Source organism: Nocardioides sp. (assembly GCF_964228225.1).
GTDB lineage: Bacteria > Actinomycetota > Actinomycetes > Propionibacteriales > Nocardioidaceae > Nocardioides.
Map to the genome: position 1 here is coordinate 40,119 of NZ_CAXQZB010000020.1, position 21,097 is coordinate 61,215.

Annotated in this window: 22 protein-coding genes; 9 read left to right on the plus strand and 13 right to left on the minus strand. The window is 75.6% G+C overall.

Annotated features, from left to right (window positions below; genetic code table 11):
- The first annotated feature begins 49 nt into the window (after nt 1–49).
- Nucleotides 50–1,210 (plus strand): intradiol ring-cleavage dioxygenase, encoded by a 1,161-nt coding sequence (locus tag ACERUJ_RS05195; protein ID WP_370247395.1) that lies wholly within the window; start codon nt 50–52, stop codon nt 1,208–1,210.
- 16 nt (nt 1,211–1,226) lie between these two features.
- Here the strand turns inward: ACERUJ_RS05195 and ACERUJ_RS05200 are convergent, their stop codons facing one another.
- The 3 genes from ACERUJ_RS05200 to ACERUJ_RS05210 all read right to left on the minus strand — a co-directional run bounded on the left by ACERUJ_RS05200 (nt 1,227) and on the right by ACERUJ_RS05210 (nt 3,960).
- Nucleotides 1,227–2,171 carry an SMP-30/gluconolactonase/LRE family protein gene (locus tag ACERUJ_RS05200; protein ID WP_370247396.1) on the minus strand — a complete coding sequence of 315 codons (945 nt, stop codon included), beginning with the start codon at nt 2,169–2,171 and terminating at the stop codon, nt 1,227–1,229.
- A gap of 65 nt (nt 2,172–2,236) precedes the next feature.
- Nucleotides 2,237–2,839 carry an MBL fold metallo-hydrolase gene (locus ACERUJ_RS05205; protein ID WP_370247397.1) on the minus strand — a complete coding sequence of 201 codons (603 nt, stop codon included), beginning with the start codon at nt 2,837–2,839 and terminating at the stop codon, nt 2,237–2,239.
- Nucleotides 2,840–2,859: 20 nt separating this feature from the next.
- A complete protein-coding gene (locus tag ACERUJ_RS05210) occupies nt 2,860–3,960 on the minus strand; it encodes an S-(hydroxymethyl)mycothiol dehydrogenase (RefSeq protein ID WP_370247398.1) in 1,101 nt (366 codons plus the stop codon).
- 145 nt (nt 3,961–4,105) lie between these two features.
- On the opposite strand from ACERUJ_RS05210, the gene ACERUJ_RS05215 reads away from it, so the two are divergent.
- The 3 genes from ACERUJ_RS05215 (at nt 4,106) to ACERUJ_RS05225 (ending at nt 7,117) form a co-directional block, all read left to right on the plus strand.
- Nucleotides 4,106–4,987 carry a hypothetical protein gene (locus ACERUJ_RS05215; protein ID WP_370247399.1) on the plus strand — a complete coding sequence of 294 codons (882 nt, stop codon included), beginning with the start codon at nt 4,106–4,108 and terminating at the stop codon, nt 4,985–4,987.
- A 337-nt stretch (nt 4,988–5,324) separates the two neighbouring features.
- Nucleotides 5,325–5,906: a SigE family RNA polymerase sigma factor gene (locus ACERUJ_RS05220; RefSeq protein WP_370247400.1), complete on the plus strand. Its 582-nt coding sequence runs from the start codon at nt 5,325–5,327 to the stop codon at nt 5,904–5,906.
- A complete protein-coding gene (locus tag ACERUJ_RS05225; protein ID WP_370247401.1) occupies nt 5,903–7,117 on the plus strand; it encodes a hypothetical protein in 1,215 nt (404 codons plus the stop codon). Before ACERUJ_RS05220 ends, ACERUJ_RS05225 begins: the two co-directional genes overlap by 4 nt.
- Before the next feature lie 22 nt (nt 7,118–7,139).
- Here ACERUJ_RS05225 and ACERUJ_RS05230 read toward each other — a convergent pair whose 3' ends face one another.
- Nucleotides 7,140–7,856: a hypothetical protein gene (locus ACERUJ_RS05230; RefSeq protein WP_370247402.1), complete on the minus strand. Its 717-nt coding sequence runs from the start codon at nt 7,854–7,856 to the stop codon at nt 7,140–7,142.
- 117 nt (nt 7,857–7,973) lie between these two features.
- On the opposite strand from ACERUJ_RS05230, the gene ACERUJ_RS05235 reads away from it, so the two are divergent.
- On the plus strand, nt 7,974–8,429 hold the full coding sequence (locus ACERUJ_RS05235) for a hypothetical protein (protein WP_370247403.1): 456 nt from the start codon (nt 7,974–7,976) through the stop codon (nt 8,427–8,429).
- Nucleotides 8,429–9,763 (plus strand): hypothetical protein, encoded by a 1,335-nt coding sequence (locus ACERUJ_RS05240; RefSeq protein WP_370247404.1) that lies wholly within the window; start codon nt 8,429–8,431, stop codon nt 9,761–9,763. Before ACERUJ_RS05235 ends, ACERUJ_RS05240 begins: the two co-directional genes overlap by 1 nt.
- A gap of 3 nt (nt 9,764–9,766) precedes the next feature.
- Here ACERUJ_RS05240 and ACERUJ_RS05245 read toward each other — a convergent pair whose 3' ends face one another.
- The 8 genes from ACERUJ_RS05245 to glmS are packed head-to-tail and all read right to left on the minus strand — an operon-like array spanning nt 9,767 to nt 17,948.
- Nucleotides 9,767–10,261: a GNAT family N-acetyltransferase gene (locus ACERUJ_RS05245; RefSeq protein WP_370247405.1), complete on the minus strand. Its 495-nt coding sequence runs from the start codon at nt 10,259–10,261 to the stop codon at nt 9,767–9,769.
- The gene (gene tsaB / locus ACERUJ_RS05250; RefSeq protein ID WP_370247406.1) at nt 10,258–10,896 is read right to left on the minus strand and encodes a tRNA (adenosine(37)-N6)-threonylcarbamoyltransferase complex dimerization subunit type 1 TsaB; all 639 of its coding nucleotides are present in this window, start codon (nt 10,894–10,896) and stop codon (nt 10,258–10,260) included. Before tsaB ends, ACERUJ_RS05245 begins: the two co-directional genes overlap by 4 nt.
- 11 nt (nt 10,897–10,907) lie before the next feature.
- A complete protein-coding gene (gene tsaE / locus ACERUJ_RS05255; protein ID WP_370247407.1) occupies nt 10,908–11,918 on the minus strand; it encodes a tRNA (adenosine(37)-N6)-threonylcarbamoyltransferase complex ATPase subunit type 1 TsaE in 1,011 nt (336 codons plus the stop codon).
- Nucleotides 11,915–13,069: an alpha/beta fold hydrolase gene (locus tag ACERUJ_RS05260; RefSeq protein WP_370247408.1), complete on the minus strand. Its 1,155-nt coding sequence runs from the start codon at nt 13,067–13,069 to the stop codon at nt 11,915–11,917. Before ACERUJ_RS05260 ends, tsaE begins: the two co-directional genes overlap by 4 nt.
- Nucleotides 13,066–14,259 (minus strand): alanine racemase, encoded by a 1,194-nt coding sequence (alr, locus tag ACERUJ_RS05265; protein ID WP_370247409.1) that lies wholly within the window; start codon nt 14,257–14,259, stop codon nt 13,066–13,068. The genes ACERUJ_RS05260 and alr overlap by 4 nt, the downstream gene beginning before the upstream one ends.
- Nucleotides 14,256–15,728: a bifunctional ADP-dependent NAD(P)H-hydrate dehydratase/NAD(P)H-hydrate epimerase gene (locus tag ACERUJ_RS05270; RefSeq protein ID WP_370247410.1), complete on the minus strand. Its 1,473-nt coding sequence runs from the start codon at nt 15,726–15,728 to the stop codon at nt 14,256–14,258. Before ACERUJ_RS05270 ends, alr begins: the two co-directional genes overlap by 4 nt.
- Nucleotides 15,725–16,078 carry a holo-ACP synthase gene (locus tag ACERUJ_RS05275; RefSeq protein ID WP_370247411.1) on the minus strand — a complete coding sequence of 118 codons (354 nt, stop codon included), beginning with the start codon at nt 16,076–16,078 and terminating at the stop codon, nt 15,725–15,727. The genes ACERUJ_RS05270 and ACERUJ_RS05275 overlap by 4 nt, the downstream gene beginning before the upstream one ends.
- 22 nt (nt 16,079–16,100) lie before the next feature.
- Entirely contained in the window at nt 16,101–17,948 is a 1,848-nt protein-coding gene (glmS, locus tag ACERUJ_RS05280) for a glutamine--fructose-6-phosphate transaminase (isomerizing) (RefSeq protein WP_370247412.1), read from the minus strand.
- Nucleotides 17,949–18,045: 97 nt separating this feature from the next.
- On the opposite strand from glmS, the gene coaA reads away from it, so the two are divergent.
- The 3 genes from coaA to ACERUJ_RS05295 are packed head-to-tail and all read left to right on the plus strand — an operon-like array spanning nt 18,046 to nt 19,973.
- Nucleotides 18,046–19,050: a type I pantothenate kinase gene (gene coaA, locus ACERUJ_RS05285; protein ID WP_370247413.1), complete on the plus strand. Its 1,005-nt coding sequence runs from the start codon at nt 18,046–18,048 to the stop codon at nt 19,048–19,050.
- A gap of 57 nt (nt 19,051–19,107) precedes the next feature.
- Nucleotides 19,108–19,416: a helix-turn-helix domain-containing protein gene (locus tag ACERUJ_RS05290; RefSeq protein ID WP_370247415.1), complete on the plus strand. Its 309-nt coding sequence runs from the start codon at nt 19,108–19,110 to the stop codon at nt 19,414–19,416.
- Entirely contained in the window at nt 19,413–19,973 is a 561-nt protein-coding gene (locus ACERUJ_RS05295; RefSeq protein WP_370247416.1) for a hypothetical protein, read from the plus strand. The genes ACERUJ_RS05290 and ACERUJ_RS05295 overlap by 4 nt, the downstream gene beginning before the upstream one ends.
- 27 nt (nt 19,974–20,000) lie before the next feature.
- Here the strand turns inward: ACERUJ_RS05295 and ACERUJ_RS05300 are convergent, their stop codons facing one another.
- Nucleotides 20,001–21,047, minus strand: coding sequence for a GNAT family N-acetyltransferase (locus ACERUJ_RS05300; protein ID WP_370247418.1), 1,047 nt, complete (start codon nt 21,045–21,047; stop codon nt 20,001–20,003).
- Between the last annotated feature and the right edge of the window lie 50 nt (nt 21,048–21,097).

Below are 21,097 nucleotides of genomic sequence, written 5' to 3' on the forward strand. Positions count from 1 at the left end.
CCAGCCCGCCCACAGCCTGCTCACAGCGGGGCCCGACAGGCTGCCGCCCATGACCACCCCCACCCCGCACGGGCCCGCGTCCCGGACCGTGCCCACCCGTCGGGCGGTGCTGCGCGCCACCGGCCTCACCACCGCCGCCTCGCTCGGCGCGCTCGCACTGCCCGCGCTCTCCGGTCTCGCCCGCGCCGCCTCGCCGTCCGCAGTCCGGGCGCTGACCACGAGCTCGGGCTGCGCGACCCTGACCCCGGAGGAGACCCAGGGCCCGTTCTGGGTCGACGAGCGGCTCCAGCGCCGCGACATCCGCGCCGACAGCGTGACCGGCGCCGTGCAGCCGGGCATCCCGCTCACCCTCACGATCACCCTGCTCGACGCCAGCGGCGCGTGCAGCCCGCAGCAGGGCGCGTATGTCGACCTGTGGCACGCCAACGCGCAGGGGGCGTACTCCGACGTCTCCGGCCAGGGCAACCCGAACAACATCGGCGTCGACTGGCTGCGCGGGTACCAGGTGAGCGACGAGAACGGCCAGGTCACCTTCACCACGATCTATCCCGGTTGGTACGTCAGCCGCACGATCCACCTCCACTTCCGCGTGCGGACGTCGCTGTCCGACGGTTCGACGGTGAACTTCACCTCCCAGATCTTCTTCGCCGAGTCGGCGAACGCCGAGGTGGTCGCCACCAGCGCGTACCAGAAGTCCGGCACCCGCACGACGAACGCGACCGACTCGATCTACGACGCCGTGCTGCTGGCGCCGGTCAGCGGATCGACCGGCACCGGCTACACCGCCGCCTTCACCGTGAACCTGGACTTCGGCGACGGCGCCTCGACGGGCACGCCCACCGACGACCCCACTGACGACCCCACTGACGACCCGACCGACGAGCCGACCGACGAGCCGACCGACACCGGCACGACGGACACCGCGGTGGCGGCGAGCGTCGTCGGCGTCGCGGTGGTGCGCCGCGGCCGGCGCCGTGTGCTGCAGGTCGACCTCGACCGCGACGAGCGGGTGGCCGCACAGATCCGCCTCGTGCGCGACGACGTCGCGCTGGTGAGCCGCCGCACCGGATGGCTGGGAGCCGGTCGCTCCACGCTGCGACTGCGGGTCCCGCGCGCGGTGGACCCCGGAGCGGCGCGGGTCGTCGTCGGCGTGGCCGACAGCGCCGGCCACGTGTCCTACACCCGGCGCCGGGTGCGCGTGCCGGCCTGAGGCGTACCCGCAGCCGTCAGGCGGGCGGGTCGAGCCGCGTGATGGTGCCGGTGAAGCCGGTGACGTACAGGCTGCGGGCCCGCCAGCCGGGACCGGCACCGAAGCGCAGCGAGGAGGCGAAGGCCAGGCCCTCGGCGATCACGCAGGTCTCGCCGGTGGCGGGGTCGAGGCGCACCACGCGGCCCGCGGCGTTGAGGGTGAGGTAGAGGTCGTCGCCGCGGCGCGTGATCTCGTCGGCCGCGTTGAGCGGGCCGAGGCCGGGCACGGTGAACACCCGCGGTGCGGCGTCGGGACGGCGCAGGTCCACCCGGCTCACCGTCGTGGTCGGGGTGAAGGTCGAGACCACGAACAGGAAGCGCCCCGTGCGGTCCAGCACCATGCCGTTGGTCGAGGTCACCGAGGGCGCCAGCGGCGTGCGGGTGCCGTCGCGTCGCAGGCGGGTCATCGACGTCGTGGCGCCGAGGTCGCGGCTCACCACGAAGTCACCGCCCGGGAGGCGGATCAGGCCGTTGGGCATCGTCAGACCCTCGGCCACGGTGCGGGCGCGACCGCGGGCCGCGGGGCGCAGGTCGACGGCCAGCAGCGTGCCGTCGGCGCGCCCCAGGATCCCGCTGGCGGCGGCGTTGCCCGTGGTGACGTAGAGCGTGCGGCCCCGCACCACCTGTCCGCCGGGCGAGACGACGTCGTCGAGCAGGGTCGTGACCTCCCCCGACGGCGCCACGCGCAGCACCGACCCGCCGCCGGTGCGCTCGGAGCTGGACACCAGCATGGCCCCGCGCCGGTCGAAGGACAGGTTCTCCAGCGTGCCGAGCCCGGAGGCGATCGGCGTCGCGGACCAGGCCGTGCACTCCCCGACGGCCGTCGCCGGCGCGAGAAGCGGACCGGGCCCGACCGGGACGGCGGCGGCGCCCGCGGCGAGCAGCGGGACGAACAGGAGGCGGAGGCGGAGACGTCGGGGCACGCCGGAGCAACGAGGGCGGGGGCGGTGCGTCACGCACCACCCCCGCCCTCGTCCTGCTGCGCGCCTCAGCCGCGCCCCAGGCCTGCTGCCTCCGCACCGATCGTGGTGTCGTCGCCGTGGCCGGTGTGCACGACGGTGTCGTCGGGCAGCGCGAAGAGCCGGGCGCGGATGGAGGCCTCGATGGTGGGCCGGTCGCTGAAGGAGCGGCCGGTGGCGCCGGGGCCGCCGTGGAACAGGGTGTCGCCGGTGAAGACGCAGCCCAGGTCCGGGGCGGAGAGGCAGACCGCGCCGGGGGCGTGGCCGGGGGTGTGGAGCACCTCGAGCCGGGTGCCGCCGACCTCGATGACCTGGCCGTCGCTCAGGTCGACGTCCCAGAGGTGCTCGGTGTGGGTGAGCTCCCACAGCGGCCGGTCGTCGGGGTGCAGCAGGATCGGGGCGTGGGTGACCTCGCGCAGCGCGGGCGCGACGCGGCAGTGGTCGTCGTGGGCGTGGGTGAGCACGATCGCCTTCACGGTGCGCCCGCCCACCACCGCGAGGATGTCGTCCACGCTGTGCGGAGCGTCGATCACCACGCACTCGGCGTCGTCGCCCACCACCCAGATGTTGTTGTCCACCTCGAAGGTCTGGCCGTCGAGGGAGAAGGTGCCCGAGGAGACCGCGTGGTCCACCCGGGCGGACCCGGACGCCGTCACAGCACGACCACCGAGCGCAGCACGCCGCCGTGGTGCATCTTCTCGAACGCCGCCTCCACGCCGTCGATGCCGATCTCCTCGGTGACGAACGCGTCGAGGTCGAGGCGGCCCTGGCGGTAGAGGTCGACGAGCATCGGGAAGTCGCGGTCGGGCAGGCAGTCGCCGTACCAGCTGGACTTCAGCGACCCGCCGCGACCGAACACGTCGATCAGCGGGATCTCGGGCACCGTCATGTCCGGGGTGGGCACGCCCACCAGGACGACGGTGCCGGCGAGGTCACGGGCGTAGAACGCCTGCCGGTAGGTCTCGGGGCGGCCCACGGCCTCCACCACGACGTCGGCACCCTCGGCGCCGTCGTAGGTCTCGGCACAGATCCGCTTGATCTCCTCCACCGGGTCGACCTTGCTGGAGTCGATGGTGTGGGTGGCGCCGAGCTTCGTGGCGGCCTCGAGCTTGGCGGCGTCGATGTCGACGGCGATGATCGGGCTCGATCCGGCCAGCGCCGCACCGGCGATCGCGGCCACGCCGACGCCGCCGCAGCCGATCACGGCCACCGAGCGACCCCGGGTGGCGCCGCCGGTGTTGATGGCCGCGCCGAGGCCGGCCATCACCCCGCAGCCGAGCAGGCCGACGGCCGCCGGGCGCGCCTCCGGGTCGACCTTGGTGCACTGGCCGGCCGCCACCAGGGTCTTCTCCGCGAACGCGCCGATCCCGAGTGCCGGCGAGAGCTCGGTGCCGTCCTCCAGCGTCATCTTCTGGGTGGCGTTGTGGGTGTTGAAGCAGATCTGCGGCTCCCCGCGCTTGCAGGAGCGGCACTGGCCGCACACGGCGCGCCAGTTGAGGATCACGAAGTCGCCGGGCGCGACCGCGGTGACGTCGGGGCCCACGGCCTCCACCACACCGCTGGCCTCGTGGCCCAGCAGGAACGGGAAGTCGTCGTTGATCCCGCCCTCGCGGTAGTGCAGGTCGGTGTGGCACACCCCGCAGGCCTGGATCTTCACCACCGCCTCGCCCGGCCCGGGGTCGGGCACGTTGATGGTGACCAGCTCGACCGGCGCGCCCTTGGCCTTCGCGACCACGGCCTTGACCTGCTGCATGACGTTCTCTCCTCCGTCGTGGGCCCGCTCGGGTACGTGCCCCGCGTCACTCCTACCACTGCGACGGCCCCGGTTTCACCACCTGTGCAGTCGTGGCGGACACCGGCCCGCTGCGGGGCGGCGGCAATGGCAGGCTGGGCGCACCATGCCGCCGCTCCCCCCGCACCCTGCCGCCTTCTGGGAGCGGTGGCTGCCCGCCCGGTCGACCGCCCGGCTGGTCCCGTGGCGCACGGTCCGTGACTCCCCCGGCCCCGTGCTCGCCGACGTCGACCGGCTGCGTGCCCATGGCTCGCACCCGGGGGCCGGGGCGCGGTTCGTGACGGCCTGGACCGCCGGCGCCCTGGCCGAGGTGGTGGGGCGCACCCTCGCGATCGCCGACGCCGCGCTGGTCGTGTCCGGCGACACCGGGCTGCTGCGGCACCCCGGCGGGTGGAGCGACGGCGTCGTGCCCCACGCGGCCGGTCCCGCCGACGTCCGGGTGGCCGCCACCCACCCCTGGTGGGGCGCCCCCGGCACGGCCGCGCCGGGGACCGACGTGGTGGAGGACGCCGTCACCGCGCTGGTGCAGCAGTGCCGTCCGGTGGTGGAGGCGATCGCGGGCCACGTGCGGATCTCGGCGAGCGGGCTGTGGCAGGAGGTCGCCGACGCGCTCGTGGGCGGGGTGCTGCTGCAGCCCGGGCTCCGCCTGGACGAGGCGGCCCGCGCACGCCTGCGCGCCGCCGTCGACGGGCCCGGGCGTCCCTGGCCCCGGACACCCGAGGTGGAAGTGGTCGGGGAGGGGCCGGAGGACGGGCCGGAGAACGGGCTCGGCGACGTCGTGGGGCGGCGCGGCGGCTGCTGCCTGGCCTTCACCACCCCCACCGCCCCGTTCGACGCCACCCGCATCGGCGACCCGCTGCTGCGCGACTGGTACGCCCGCTTCCCCCTCGAGGCGCCGGGCCGGCAGTACTGCTCCTCCTGCTCCCTGCGCACCACCGACGACGCCCACACCCGCCAGCGGTTCTGGCTGGCCCAGCGCCGCACCTGACGCCGCCCCCCACCTCACCGCGTCTCGCGACGGCGCCGGGGCGCCTCCTCGACGAACGTGGACCCGACGGTCGTCGAGGAGCGAGCGCCCCTCGCCACCGACCCCGACCTCACCGCGTCTCGTGACGGCGCCGGGGCGCCTCCTCGACGAACGTGGACCCGACGGTCGTCGAGGAGCGAGCGCCAGCGAGCGTCACGAGACGCGCGCACCCGACAAACGACCCCGATTGCAACCATCCGGGCCCCGGCGGCGTGGAGAGGGTGTGACCACCACCGACCTGCCCGAGAACGCCTCGGGTTCCCCGCCCCCACCGACCGCCGTGGGCCAGACTGACCCCATGTCCGGTGCGCCCGACTCCGCCTCCGCGCCGCTCGCCCGGGCGGGCGGCGGATCGCGCGACGAGGAGTTCAGCGCCTACCTCCACGCCCGACGAGCCGCACTGCTGCGCACCGCCTACCTGCTCACCGGCGACGCCCACCTGGCCGAGGACATCGTGCAGACCAGCCTGGCCAAGCTCTACCTGGCCTGGGACCGGGTGCGCGACCACGGCCAGCTCGACCCCTACGTGCGCCGCATCATGGTCAACGAGACGACCTCGTGGTGGCGCCGGGCGTGGCGGCGCCGGGAGCACAGCACCGACCGGCTGCCCGACACCGAGGGCTACCACGACCGCTACGACGACGGCCTCGGCGCCGACCTCTGGGCCGCCGTGCACACGCTGCCGCCGCGGGCGCGCGCCGTCGTGGTCCTGCGCTACTACGAGCAGCTCACCGAGGCCGAGACGGCGGCCGAGCTCGGCATCTCCGTCGGCACCGTGAAGTCCCAGTGCAGCCGCGCCCTCGCGGCGCTGCGCGACCGCGTGCCGGCCCACCACGACCCCCGGCCCCCGGCCACCACCCGTTCCGAGGAGGAGCGATGAGCACCGACCCCACCCCGCTGGAGCAGCGCCTGCTCGACACCCTGCACGACCGGGCCGCCGAGGCCGAGCGCCTGCGCGGCACCACCGGGTCCGACCCGCTCGGACTGGACGCCGTGCGGGGTCGCGCCGGGGCGATCCGACGCCGTCGTCGCGCCACGGTGGCGGCGGCCGTCGGCACCCTCGCCGCGGCGGCCGTGGTGCCGGTGGCCCTGCTCGCCCTGCAGTCGGGCGAGCGCACCGCCGCGCCCGACCCCGCCGCGACGGTCCCGACGACCGGCGCCACCTACCTCACCGGCGACGTGCTGCACCGGGCCGATGGCACCACCCGCGCGCTCCCGGGCGCGCCCGGCGCCGGGTTCGACCAGGCGGTCGAGCTGGACGGCTACCTCATCACCGCCCGTAGCCGCGACGACGGCACGCGGCTGATCGCGATCACCCCGCCGGACGGGGTCGCGACCGACCTGTTCGAGGGTGGCATCGAGGCCGCCGGACCGTTCGTGCTGGACTCCGACCGCGACCGGATCCTCTTCCAGACCGGCCCCGAGGGCCGCACCGTGCAGGAGTTCCGGGTGACCGGGGACGGTGCCGCCACCACGATCCTCGGCACCGTGCCGGCCTACTCCAGCCTCGACGTCGTGCTCCCCGGCGACGCCGCGGCCCTCGCGATCACCGACGGCTCCACCGGCGCCCTGCGCTACTTCGTGGACGGGTCGCTGACCGAGGTCGGCCCCGAATCGCCCGCGGCCGGACTGCTCGGCTACACCGACGTCGAGGGCGACCTCGCCACCGGCGTCGTCATCTCCCCCGACGACCCGAACGCCTACTGCGGGCGGTGGCTCGACCTGGCCGCGCCCGAGGGCTCACCCGACGCGACCGTCCTGCTCGACTGCGAGCACCGCCTCGAGCGGATCGCCCCCGACGGCGCCCACGTCAGCGCCGTCGGCATCGAGACCGACGGCCCCGGCGCCGCGGCGCTGACGGTGCTCGACCGGACGGGCGCGGAGGTCACCCGCTACGACCCCGACGGCGACCGGTTCGTCGCCGACGCCGTGTGGAGCGATGCCGAACACCTGCTGGTGCTCACCGGCGACGTCGTCGGGGCGGCGTGGCAGGTGGAGCGGCTCGCCCTCGACGGCAGCGTCGAGGTGCTCGCCGGCCCCGCGGCCGGCACGGCCGGCGGCACCGACGCCCCGTTCGCGCTGCAGGACTGAGCAGGGCGGTCGCCCGCGCCGATCAGGGCGCGGGCGAGGCCGTCAGGAGCACCGAGGTCATGACCTCGCGCTGCTCCTGCTCGGTGACGCCCTCCTCGTCGGCGGTCGACCCCAGCTCGACGACCCCGTCGTCGGCGAGGTAGATCGCGATCCACGACCGTCCGGTGTTCCCTCCGGAGGAGCTGTAGTCGAGGGAGACGAGCGTCACCGGGGTCCCGGCGACGTCGAGGGGCTCCAGCGCGGTCGTCTCCGCGTCGCTCACCTCGGCGACGTAGCGGGCCAGGGCCGCCGTGGTGGGTGGGTCGTCGTAGCTCGACGGCGGGAACAGGCTGAGCTCGTGGTCGGGAGCGCCGGCGGGCTCCCGCCACGACGCCACACCGAGGGCCGTGAGCGAGCGGTCCTTCACCTCGCGCCAGCCGGCCGGGAACCGCGCACTGACGGTCCACTCGGGGAACACCCGGTTGCGGGCGCGGGCCTCGGGACCGGTCGCGGGTGCCACGCCCGTGGTCTCCTCGGCCGGGTCGTCCGTCGGGTCCGCGGTCGGATCGGTGGTCGGGTCGGTCGGGGTGCCCGGTGCGGCCGCGGTGGAGCCGTCGGTGGCGGGTGCCGGCGGATCGGCGGACCCCTCCTCGCCGCCGCAGCCGGAGAGCAGCACGGCCACCGCAAGCACGGAAGCCGCCGCCCGGGCCGGGTGCCGTCGGCGGGTCGGGCGGGCGGGGACGGACGAGAGGGCGCGCATGAACCCGTCCTACCCCGTGCGCGAGTCGCCGACACCGGACGGGTTTGGCCGCGCCGCAGTCGGGCATGGGCAGCCGTGGTGCACGGGTACACCGACCTGGAGGAGGGCGAGAGCCGCATGAACCGACCGACGGACGGAGCAGGGTCCGGGGGCGACCTCAGGGTCGACCCCGAGGAGCTGCGCGCCATGGAGCGCACGCTGGACCGGATGGCGAGCCTGCTCGCCGATCTCGATGCCGACACCGCCGGGCTGCCGCTCGGCGCGTCGGCGGCCGCCGCGCAGCTGCGCCACCACGCGGGGATCGTGGGCGAGCACATGAACCGCGCGCTGACGCAGATGAGCACCGGCGTGCGCGGCTACGGCGACAACGTGCGGCGCTTCCGCGAGGACGTCGTCGCCACCGACGACGACGCCGCGGCGCGCCACGACGCCACCCGGGCCCGCACCGAGAACGCGCCAGCGGTCACGATCCCGGCCGCGGAGGCGTGCGCCGCACCGGCGAGCATCACCGACGGCGACCTCGACCAGTGCACCGTGCCGACACCGGCCGACGGCGCGGGGAGCGGGTCCTGATGGGCGGGCCGCAGGAGAGTCGCTTCCGGGCCGCGGTGCAGGGCGCGGCACCGGGCACGCTCAGCAGCCGGGTCAGCCGGCTGCGCACCACCGCCTCGGCGCTCGAGCAGGTCTCGCGGGACCTCGAGACGCTCGCGGCCAAGGACGAGACGATCGGCGGGCAGACCGGGCCGGCGCTGGGCCAGTCGCTGCGCACGTCGTCCGCGCGCATGGTCGACCGGTCCTTGGAGGTGCGCGTCGTGGCCACCTCGATCCTGGAGGTCGCCGATCTGCTGGAGAAGGCGCAGAACGCCCTCACCGAGCTCGACACCCAGCACCCGATGCCGAGTCATCCCGGGCCCTACCGCGCCCCGGTCGGCCCGGCCACGCCCGACAGCGAGCAGGACCGGATCCGGCACGACAACCAGGTCAAGTCCTACGAGTCGACGCTGGCCACGCGCGAGCGGATCTCGCAGCAGTGGGCCGACAAGCTCGACGAGACCATGCAGGACCAGGTCGTGCTGATGAAGCGCATCCACGGCGAACCCGACCCGGTCGAGCCCACCGACGGCGGTCCGGGCGGGACCGGTGGGACCGGCGGGACCGGTGGCCGGCTTCCCGGCGGACGCCCCGAGGGTCCGGTGGGAGGACGCCCGCCGGTGCCGCCGACCTACCCGACCGAGCCGCCGCGCCCCCCGACGATCCCGGTCGCGCCGATCACGCCCACGCCCACCATCGGCTGCCCGGGCGGCCCGGGTGAGCCGACCGCTCCGACCCCCCAGCCGCCCACCGGGACCCCGCAGTTCCCGACTCCGGGCGGGCAGCCCGGCACGGTGCCGCCCTCGGGCGTCCCGGTGTCCACCGGAGGCACGGGCGCGGTACCGCCCTCCGGCCTCGGCAGCACCGGCGCCATCGTGGGCGGTGCCGGAGCGGCCGCCACCGGCGCCGGCGTCGTGGCCGGGCTGAGGGGCAACAGCGTCCTGCCCGGCGGCGTCTCCTCCGCGGGCGGCACCACCCCGGCGCGGGCGATCGGCAGCAGCAGTCGCACGGCCGGGTCGGGCACCCTCGGTGCCCGCGGCGGCTCCGGCGTCAGCGGCACCGGCACGAGCGGCACCCGTGCCGCGGGCCGGGGCGCGGCCGCCGCCGGTTCGGGCGGGCGCTCCGGCGGCCGCGGCGCCGGATCGGGCGGTCGGGCCGGCGCCCGTGCCGGTGGTCGCGGCGGTGCCGGCGCAGGCGGGGCCGCGGGCCGCGGCGGTCGCCGGCGCGAGGACGACGAGCGCCTCGAGGACCGCGATCTCGTCGACGACGGTCGCGACTGGGTGGACGACGAGGGGGCGCCGGAGGTGCTGGGCTGAGCCTCAGGCCGGCGCGCGACCGCCGCAGCCCCGGCCCAGGCCACGGCGCATGACCACCGCGGTCGCCCCGTCGCGGTAGTAGCGCTCCCGGCGGTCGATCTCCACGAAGCCGGCGGCGGCGTAGAACGCCAGCGCGCCGCGGTTGTCGGCCCGCACCTCGAGCAGGAGCCGGTCGGCCCGCGCGGCGCCTGCGCGGGCCACGACCTCGGCGAGCAGGTCCCCGGCCAGGCCGAGGCGGCGACGCCGGGGCGCGACCGCGATGCGCTGCAGGTCGGCGATGTCGCCGGCGACGCTCAGCACCGCGTAGCCGACGACCGGCTCGCCCGTCACGAGCAGGGTCGTGCCGCCCGTCCCCGCAACGGCGTCGGCGAGCGCGGCCCGCGACCACGCGTCGTCGCCGAAGCACTCCTGCTCCAGGGCGACCAGGGCATCGAGTGCGGCGTCGGCGTCGGCGTCGGCCCCGGGCACCGCGGGCCCGAGCGCTCGGACGTCGCTCACGAGACCGGCTTCGGGGCGCCGGGCACCTCGGCGTCGGGGCGCCGCAGGTACCACGGCTCGGGGTCGACCAGCTCGACCCGCTCCCCCGCCACCGCGCGGCCGAGGTGGGCCGCGGAGGGCCGCAGCGGGGACCGCGCGTCGGGGAACGCCTCGGGGTAGAGCGACCCGCCCTCCCCCACCACCGGCACGTCGGTGGCGAGCACGGCGGGACGATCGACCACGGGACCGCTGAGCCGCACGCCGTCGGCGTCGTAGCCGGCGAGGAAGACCTCCTTGCGCCGGGCGTCGGTGGCGACGAGGAACGGCACGTCCACCCGACCCTCGTCCACCGCCTGCACCGCGAGCGCGTCGAGGGAGCACACGCCGTAGACGGGGACGTCGAGCACGGCCCCGAGCGTGGTGGCGGTGACCAGGCCGACCCGCAGCCCGGTGTAGGGGCCCGGTCCGACGCCCACCGCGACGGCGGTGAGGTCCAGCCGCGTGGCACCCGCCGCGTGCAGCGCGGCCTCGATCAGGGGGGCGAGCTGCTCGCCGTGCCGCATCGCCTGCTCGGAGACGAGCTCGGCCAGGACCTCCTCGCCCTCCAGCAGGGCGACGCTGACGGTCGGGGAGGCGGTGTCGAAGGCGAGCAGCACGAGGACCGAGGTTAGCGGTCCGGGCGGCGGGGCGCGGGCGGGCGGGTGAGCAGGTCGCGCACCCAGCGCTCCCCGAGCCGGCGGATCTCCACGAGGCGGGGCTCGTCGACGTCGCCGACCTCCGCGTCCTCCCCGTCCTCCTGCCCGACGTCCGGGGCCGCCGGCGTGCCGAGCCGGCGGATGCGGATCTCCATGCGCGACTCGGCCAGGCCCTCCGCCAGGCCCTCGCCCCACTCGACGACGGTGACGACGTCCTCGAGCGAGGCGTCGAGGTCGAGGTCGTCCAGCTCGGCGCTGCCACCGAGGCGGTAGGCGTCGACGTGCACCAGGCCCGGGCCCTCGCCCCGCGCCTCGTGCTCGCGCGCGATCACGAACGTCGGGGACGTCACGGCCCCCGCGACACCGAGGCCGCGGGCCAGGCCCTGGGTGAACGTCGTCTTCCCCGCGCCGAGGTCGCCGCTGAGCACCAGGACGTCGCCGGCCCGCAGGTCGGCGGCCACCCGCTCGCCCAGCGCGCGCATCGCCTCGGCGCTGGTGACGGTCTCCAGCAGCGGAGTGCGGCGGGTGAGCTCGACGTAGGGACGCCGGGAGTCGGTGCGCACGAAGCCCCGGCGCTGCCAGAACGCGACCGTGGCGGGCAGCTCCTCGCGCGCCACGACCTTGAGCCAGGACCGTCCCCCGGAGGCCTCCTCGGCGGCCTGCACCATCGCGGGCGCGACGCCGCGGCCCCGGGCCGCGGGGAGCACCCCGAAGCGGCGCAGCCACATCGTGTCGCCGACGGCCTCCAGGAGCAGGCAGCCCACCGGCTCGCCGTCCACGCGGGCGACCAGTCCGCCGCCGAGGGCGAGCCGGGTGCTGATGGAGTCGCGGGTGTCGGTGAGGGCGTCGGCGGGCGGGTCGAGCACCGGCCGGTTGGCGAACGCCTCGCGGATCAGGTCGAGCACGAGCCCGGCCGACTCGGGACCGACGCGGCGCACGCTCACCGCCCCGGTGCCGCCCGGACCGGAGGCGGCCGGCGTCACGAGGCACCGCCGAGGGCGCGGGCCAGCAGCTGGTCGAGCTCGGCGTTGACCTGCTCGTGCCGCTCCAGCGGGATCATGTGGCCGGCGTCGAGGCACTCCACGAGCCGGGCCCCGGGGATGCGGGTGCGCAGCTTGCGGGAGTGACCCAGGGCGGTCAGGCGGTCGCGGGTGCCGCACAGGATCACCACCGGCACCGCCCCGAGAGCGGCCAGGGAGTCGAACTTGTCGAGGCGGTGGAAGGCGGGGAAGAAGTCGGCCACGACCTCGAACGGCGTGGCGGCCAGCATGTCGTCGACGGCCTGCACGTAGCTGACCGGTACGTCGCCGCCGAAGGCGAAGTGGTGCGTCGCGGCCTCCAGCACCTGGCGCCCGGCGCGCCGCGCGAGGTCGACCAGGCCCGAGCCGCGGTTCAGCGCCGCCACCGTGCTGCGGGTGACGCCGCCGGTGAGCCGCACGGGCAGCACCGGCAGCAGGATGCGCGCCGGGTCCAGGCCGCCGGCGGTCGTGGAGAGCAGGGCGACCCCGACCACCCGGTCGCCGAACAGCTCGGGCTGCTGCTCGGCGAGGGCGATGATGCTCATCCCGCCCATCGAGTGCCCCACCAGCACGACGGGGCCCTCCGGCGCGGCGGTCTCGATCACGCGCGCGAGGTCGCGGCCCAGCTGGTCGATCGTGGCGTGCTCGCGGTCCGAGCGTCCCGACCGGCCGTGGGAGCGCTGGTCGTAGAACACCGTGCGCAGCAGTCCGCGGTAGGCCGCGCGCTGGAAGTGCCAGGAGTCCAGGGTGAGGCAGTAGCCGTGCACGAAGACGATCGTGGGCGGCGCCTCGGCGCCCCGTCGCCGTCCGGGGCGGGCGCGGGGAGCGAGCCGCTCGCGCACCGCCGCCACCCGCGCGGCCGCGGAGGTCGCACCGGCGGCCCCGGACGCGCCGTCGCGGTCGACCTCGTCGATCTCGACGTGCAGCGGCACGCCGTCGTCGGCGACGACGGTGAGGGCGGGCGAGCGCAGCGTGCCGAAGGCGACCTGGTCGCCCGGCGCGCGATCGAGCTGACGCCGTTCGCGCAGCACCCCGATGGCCGTGCCGGCCGCCGCGACGCCGAGCGCTCCCCCGAGACCTCCGAGCACCCAGCGGCGCCTGCTCCCCCCGCTCACGCGGTCCCCTCCTGTGCTGATCGGCCCGGGTCGTGGCCGACGTACCGCCGGGTCAGGCGGCCCCCGAGGCGGGTGACGATCTCGTAGTTGATGGTGCCGCAGGCCTGTGCCCACTCCTGCACCGTGGGTCGCGAGCCGTCGGGTGCGGGCGGCCCGAACAGCACGACCTCGGCCCCGACGGGCGGGGCGTCGCCCCCGAGGTCGACGACGACCTGGTCCATGCACACCCGGCCCCGCAGCGCACGACGTCGTCCGGCCACCTGCACCTCCACGACGCCGCTGGCCGCGCGGGGCACGCCCTCGCCGTAGCCGACCGGCACGAGCCCCACGGTGGTGCCGGCCGGGGCCGTCCAGGTGTGGCCGTAGGAGACCGACTCCCCCGCGGCCCGCGGCTTGACCAGCACGAGCGGGGCCCGCAGGGTCAGGGCGGGGCGCAGCGGGAGGCCGTGGGGCACCTCCGGTGCCGGGTCCAGGCCGTACACCGCGATCCCGCAGCGCACGAGGTCGTGGTGGCTGGCGGGGTCGAGCACGCTGGCCGCGGAGTTCGCGAGGTGCCGCAGCCCCGGATCGAGGCCGTGCTCGGCGACCACGGCGAGGGCGTCGGCGAACGCCGCCCGCTGCGCGGCGTTGGCGGGGTGGGCCGGCTCGTCGGCGCACGCCAGGTGCGACCACACACCGGTGAGCTCGACCGTGCCCGCGGCGACCGCCGCTGCCGTGGCGGCCACCAGCGCGGGCCAGTCCTGCGGAAGGGCGCCGTTGCGACGCAGGCCGGTGTCGATCTTGAGCTGCACCCGTGCCGCCCGGCCGGCCCGCTGGGCCGCGGCCGTCAGGGCGGTGAGCGAGGCGCGCGTGCCGGCCGTGACGTCGACGCCGTCGCGCACCAGGTCGCTGAGGTCCTCACCGGGGGTGAGCAACCAGCACAGCAGGGGCCCGGTGTCGCCCGCCGCGCGCAGCGCCCTGGCCTCGTCGGTGGTGGCGACGCCCAGCCAGGCGGCGCCCGCGGCGCGCGCGGCCCGCGCGACCGGCAGCATGCCGTGGCCGTAGCCGTCGGCCTTGACCACCGCCATCACGGGCCGGCCGGTGTGGGCGCCCAGCAGCCGCACGTTGTGGGCGATCGCGTCGAGATCCACCACGATCTCGGGACGCAGCAGCGCGCCGGCGGCGTCCCGCGGCGTCGTCGTCCCGGTCATGGACGCCAGTCTGGCAGGACCGCCGCCAGGCTGCTCGGGAGGTGCTCGGCCACGTCGAGGGCGCGGATCGGGCCGCGCCGTGCAGCCCGGGTGGCGGCGACCCCGTGCCACCACGATCCGACGGCGGCGGCGTCGGCGGGAGCGAGTCCGGCGGCGAGCAGCGCGCCGATCACCCCGGCCAGCACGTCGCCCGCCCCCGCGGTGGCGAGCCAGGGGGTGCCGGAGGTCGTGACCCGGGTCGGGAGGCCCGGGGCGGCGACCAGGGTGCGGCGCCCCTTGAGCAGGACGACGGCGCCGCTGGCCCCGACCGCGGCGTGCACGTGGTGCCAGGGCCGGGCCTCGACCTCGGCGCGCGTCACGCCCACGAGGGCGGCGAGCTCGCCGGCGTGGGGGGTGAGCACCAGCCGGGAGCCGACCGCCGCCGGATCCGCGGTGGCGCGCTCCCAGGCAGCGGGGAGGGCGTCGGCGTCGGCCACCACCGGCACGTGATCCGCGACGGCGGCGGCGAGGTGGTCGGCGGCTTCGGCGCCGCCGCCGGAACCCACCACCCACGCCTGCACCCGGCCCGCGCCGACCACCTCGGGGTAGCGCCGGTGCACCAGGGCGAGCACCTCGGGTGCGCCGACGTGGCGCACCATGCCGGCCAGGCCGCAGCTGGCGCCGGCGACGGCGAGCAGCCCCGCGCCGGGGTAGGTCGCGGAGCCGGCGCGCACGCCGACGACGCCGCGGGTGTACTTGTGGGCCACCGGGTCGGGGCGTGGCACGAGCGCCGCCACGTCGGCGGCGGTGAGCGCGACCGCGACCGGCGGGGGGCCCGCCGCCAGGGCGGCGTCGACCTCGGGCCCGAGCGAGACGACGTGCACCCGGCCGGTGGCCGCGGCGGCGGGATCGACCAGGTGCGCCACCCGCAGCGGACCGAAGGTCACGGTGTCGGCGGCCCGGACGTGGTCGCCGGCCAGGGTGCCGTCGTCGACCCCGACACCGCTGGGCACGTCGACGGCCACGACCGGGGTGCCGGCGACGGCCCCGAGCGCGGCGACCGCGTCGGGGCGCAGGCCCGGCCGCCCGCCGATGCCGACGATGCCGTCGACCACGAGGTCGTAGCGGCCGTGGGGCGCGGTCACGACACGACCGCCGGCGGCCTCGCACGCCGCCAGACCGCCCGGGTGCGGCCGGTCCCCCAGCACGAGGGCGTGCACCTGCACGCCGCGGCGCGCGAGCACGGCACCGGCGTGCAGCGCGTCGCCGCCGTTGTCGCCCGAACCCGCCAGCAGCAGCACGCGGCCCCCGACGAGTCGGCCGGCACGCGCGCGGAGCAGGTCGCCGACCACCCCGGCCAGGCCGTGGGCGGCGCGCAGCATCAGTGCGCCCTCCGGCAGGGCGGCCATCGCCGTCGCCTCCGCCGCGCGGATGTCGGCCACGGCATAGGCGGCAGTCCCCGCGCCGGGCCCGGTCGCGGGAGCGCTCACGACTCCACCACCACGACCGCCGAGGCGATCCCGGCGTCGTGGGAGAGCGAGACGTGGGTGTGGACGACGCCGAGCTCCTCGGCGCGGGCCAGCACCGTGCCGCGCAGCACCAGCGAGGGCTGCCCCGAGGCGGCCACCACGACCTCGGCGTCGTGCCAGTGCAGGTCGCCCGGGGCGCCGAGCGCCTTGGCCAAGGCCTCCTTGGCCGCGAACCGTGCCGCCAGCGACGACGCGGTCCGCACCGCCTCGGCGGGGGTGAACAGCCGCTCGCGCAGGCCCGGGGTGCGTTCCAGGGAGCGGGTGAACCGCGCGATGTCGCAGACGTCGATTCCGACGCCGATCACGGCCACGGGGGCGCCTCGCCGGGGCCGACTACTCGACGGTGACGGACTTGGCGAGGTTGCGCGGCTGGTCGACGTCGTGGCCGAGCAGGGTGGCGAGCTCGCAGGCGAACAGCTGCAGGGGCACGACCGCCACGAGCGGCTGCAGCAGCACCGGCACCTTGGGCAGCCGGATCAACTCGTCGGCGTAGGGCTCCACCGCGGTGTCGTCGGCCTCGGCGAGGCAGATGGTGCGGGCGCCCCGGGCGCGCACCTCCTGGATGCCGCTGATCATCTTCTCGTGCAGCTGGTCGCGGCCCCGCGGCGGCACGACGCACAGCACGGGCAGGCCGGGCTCGATGAGCGCGATCGGGCCGTGCTTGAGCTCACCGGCGGCGAAGCCCTCGGCGTGGAGGTAGGCGAGCTCCTTGAGCTTCAGCGCGCCCTCCAGCGCCACCGGGTAGCCGGCGTGGCGCCCGAGGAAGAGCACCGAGCGGGTGTCGACGTGGGCGGCGGCGAGCTCGTAGATCTGTTCGGCCCCGTCGAGGACGGTCTGGATGTGGTCGGGCATGCGCTCGAGCTGGCCGAGGATCTCCTCGATCTCGTCGCCGTAGCGGGTGCCCTTGACCTGGGCGACGTAGAGGGCGAGGAGGTAGCAGGCCACGAGCTGGGTGAGGAAGCCCTTGGTGGAGGCGACGCCGATCTCGGGGCCGGCGTGGGTGTAGATGACGGCGTCGGACTCGCGCGGGATCGTGGAGCCGTTGGTGTTGCAGATCGCCAGCACCTTGCTGCGCTGGGTGCGGGCGTGGCGGATGGCCTGCAGGGTGTCAGCGGTCTCGCCCGACTGGCTGATCGCGACCACGAGGGTGGAGTAGTCCAGGATCGGGTCGCGGTAGCGGAACTCCGAGGCCAGCTCGACCTCCACCGGGATGCGGGTCCAGTGCTCGATGGCGTACTTGGCCACGAGCCCGGCGTAGAAGGAGGTGCCGCAGGCGATGATGATGATCTTGTCGACGTCGCGCACCTCCTCGTCGGAGAGCCGCATCTCGTCCAGCTGCAGCTTGCCGGCGGCCGTGCGACGACCCAGCAGCGAGTCGGCGACCGCGCGCGGCTGCTCGAGGATCTCCTTGCGCATGAACCAGTCGTGACCGTCCTTCTCGGCGGCCGAGAGGTCCCAGTCGACGTGGAAGCGGCGCGGCTCGACCTCGCGCCCCTCGAAGTCGGTGACCAGCACGCCCTCGCGGGTCAGGGTGACCACCTGGTCCTGACCCAGCTCCAGCGCCTCGCGGGTGTGCTCGATGAACGCCGCGACGTCGGAGCCGAGGAAGTTCTCGCCCTCCCCCAGGCCGACGACGAGCGGGGAGTTGCGGCGGGCCGCGACGACGCGGTCGGGGTCCTCGGCGTCGACGGCCACGAGGGTGAAGGCGCCCTCGAGGCGCTGGCACACCCGCTGCATGGCCACCGTGAGGTCGACACCGCTCACGACCTGCAGCTCCACCAGGTGGGCGACGACCTCGGTGTCGGTCTCCGAGAGCAGCACGTGGTCGTCGGCCTCGAGCCGGGCCCGCAGGTCGGCGAAGTTCTCGATGATGCCGTTGTGCACCAGGGTCACGCGACGCTGCGCGCCGGCGTGGGGGTGGGCGTTGACGTCGTTGGGGGCGCCGTGGGTGGCCCAGCGGGTGTGGCCGATACCGGTGGTGGCCGGCGGCAGCGGCGTCTCGGCGATCGCCTTCTCGAGGTTGGCCAGCTTGCCGGCGCGCTTGGCGTCGGACAGACCGCCGCCGCTGCCGACGAGCGCGATGCCCGCGGAGTCGTAGCCGCGGTACTCGAGACGGCGCAGCCCCTCGATCACCACGGCCTCCGCCTGCCGGTGGCCCACGTAGCCCACGATCCCGCACATGGCAGACCACTCTACGGCCACCGCGACCGGGGATCGGGCCTCCCACGGCCCAGACCGGGTGCCGGGTTCGCCACACCGTGCTGGAACAATCCGGTCCATGTCCGCCTCCGCGACCGGCGAACCGGGCCTCCCCCCGGAGGTGTCCCGGGCCGAGGAGAGCACCCGCGAGACCTCGCCGTACATCGAGCTCGATCGCGAGGCCTGGGCCCAGCTGGCGCGCGAGACCACCAACCCGCTGCGCGCCGACGAGCTCGCCGCGCTGCGCGGTCTGGGCGACGCCCTGGACCTCGCGGAGGTCGAGCAGGTCTACCTCCCGCTCTCGCGCCTGCTCAGCCTCTACGTGGAGTCGGCGGGCCGCCTGCACCGCGACCAGGAGAGCTTCCTGCACGACCGGACGCCGCCGCGCACGCCGTTCGTGATCGGCCTCGCGGGCTCGGTGGCGGTCGGCAAGTCCACCACCGCGCGCGTGCTGCAGCAGATGCTCGCCCACTGGCCCGAGCATCCCAACGTCGCCCTCATCACCACCGACGGCTTCCTCTACCCCAACGCCGAGCTCGAGCGCCGCGGCCTGCTGCAGCGCAAGGGCTTCCCGGAGTCCTACGACCGGCGCGCGCTGCTGCGCTTCGTCGTGGACCTGAAGTCGGGCAAGGACGAGGTGGAGGCCCCCACCTACTCCCACCTCATCTACGACGTCGTGCCCGACCAGCGGATCACGATCAAGCGGCCCGACATCGTGATCATCGAGGGCCTCAACGTGCTGCAGCCCGCGCGGGTGCGCGACGACGGCCGCACCGGGCTGGCGGTCAGCGACTTCTTCGACTTCTCCGTCTACGTCGACGCCGGCACCGGCCACATCCGCGACTGGTACATCGACCGCTTCCTGCGGCTGCGCGAGACCGCCTTCCGCGACCCGACGTCGTACTTCCGCAAGTACGCGCTGCTCAGCCACGACGAGGCGGTCTCGGAGGCCACCCGACTGTGGGACAGCATCAACGGTCCCAACCTCACCCAGAACGTGCTGCCCACCCGCTCCCGCGCCACCCTGGTGCTGCGCAAGGACCGCGACCACTCGGTGCGGTACGTGCGGCTGCGCAAGCTCTGAGCAGCCCCTCCCCGTTCCGCGTGTACGGGAACCCGTACACGCGCCGAGGGTGGTCGGGTGAGCGGGTCTGGACTGGTGGCGCGCATCCTGGCCGACTCCGGCCTGTCCAAGACCGCGCTCTGCGCCACGGCCGGGGTGAGCAGGTCCTCCCTCGACGACTACCTCCGCGGCCGCTCCCAGCCTTCCTGGCAGCAGCTGGAGCGTCTGGCGGAGGCGGCGGGACTCCAGATGGAGGTGCGCCTGCGGCCACGTCCACGCGCCGTCTCCGAGCAGTTCCTCGCCGTCCTGGAGTTCGGGGACCTCTTCCCCCGCCGACCCAAGCCGCCGCTCCCGGAGCCGCGGCTCGTCTGGGCACGGACCCCGTGAACGTCCCGATCCTGTTGGCCCGGCTGCAGTCGGTCCACCACAGCCTGAGCAGGGCCGGGTTCGACCACGCTGTCGGAGGAGCGATCGCGCTGGCGGTCCACGTGCGGGAGCCGCGCTTCACCGCCCACATCGACCTCAACATCACCGCCGACGTGCAGGTTCCCGAGCGCCTGCTCGGCTGTCTGCCCGCGGACCTCGAGCCCGATCCCGGGGCGGCGACGCGGCTCCGGCGCGACCATCAGCTACGGTTTCACTGGCGGGACCCCGACACCCCGCTGGACCTCTTCCTGCCGGTGCACCCCACCTTCCACGCCCTCGTCGTCGAGCGGGCCCAGCCCGTGGACTTCCTCGGCGCGGGCATCAAGGTGCTCACCGCCACCGACCTGATGGTCTTCAAGACCCTGTTCAACCGATCCAAGGACTGGGTCGACATCGAGACGCTGGTGGCGGACGGTGCGGGGTCGGGCGACGAGGCCCTGGCGTGGGTCCGGGAGATCGTCGGCTCGCAGGACCCGCGCGCGCAGCGACTGGCGCGCCTGCTCGAGCACGGCGGATGACCCCCGTCCGGCTGACGCAGCCGGGGGTCAGGTCGGGACGACGCGCTTCTGGACGTCGACCCAGCGCTCGACGGGCACGTAGCCGAGTCGCTCGTTGACGGCGTTCATGGGGGCGTTGACGTCGGCGTTGCCGGTGAGGACGGCGGTGCAGCCCGGATAGGCGCGGCGCAGCATCGTGTGGCTGGCCAGCTTCACCGCCAGGCCGAGGCGGTGGCCGCGGTGCTCGGGCAGCACGAGGGTGCCGCCCACCCAGGTGCGCACGGGATGGGCGCGGTCGAGGGCCAGCTCGGTGAAGGCCACTACGGTGTCGTCGGCGTCCAGCGCGACGGCCCCGAACCACGCCTGCTGCGTGGCGTCCATGCGCGCCTCGTGCTCGGCCAGCCGCGCGGCGTCCCAGGCCATGTCGTGCAGGTCGAGCTCGCCCAGCGGGATCTCGTCGTGGAAGCGGGACAGCAGCGCACAGAACCCCTCCACGCGGGCGGGCGCGACGTGCTGGTCGAACGGCTCGATGCGGTAGGCCCCGGCGTGGGCGGCCACCTCGGCCCCCAGCGCCGTCCAGGCGGCCGGGAGCGATCCGTCGGGGTCCAGGGTCAGGCACTTGAGCCGCTCGCCGCTGACGACGTCGTAGCCGTGCCGCGCCGCGAAGGCGTGGGCGGGCGCCGGATCCTCCAGCGGGGCGGGGAACCCACCGGTCCAGCTGGTGCGGCCGGTCGCGGCCGCGCGGCGCTCCTGCTCGGCCAGCAGCCGGGTGCCGACGCCCGTGCGCCGGTGGTCCGGATGCACCACCAGGCCCAGCTCGGCCAGGTGCGGGTTGTCCAGCAGCGGCAGGCACACGTCGCCGACCCCCACCACGATCCCCGCCCGGGTCGCCACCAGCCGCGTGAGGTGCTTGTCGGTGCGCGGGGCGCGCACCCCCGCCACGAACGACTCCCACGGCTCGGAGTCGTCGTAGGGGCGCAGCGCGGCGTCGGCCTGCACGACCTCCCACACGCCACGCAGCAGCGGCTCGATCTCGGCGCGCACGAGGTCCTCGGGCAGCAGCTCGTGGATGACCAGCGGGTCGGAGACGGACACGGTCCGCCACGCTAGTGCGCGGCGGACCGTGGTGTCGCCCGGGTTTCCGG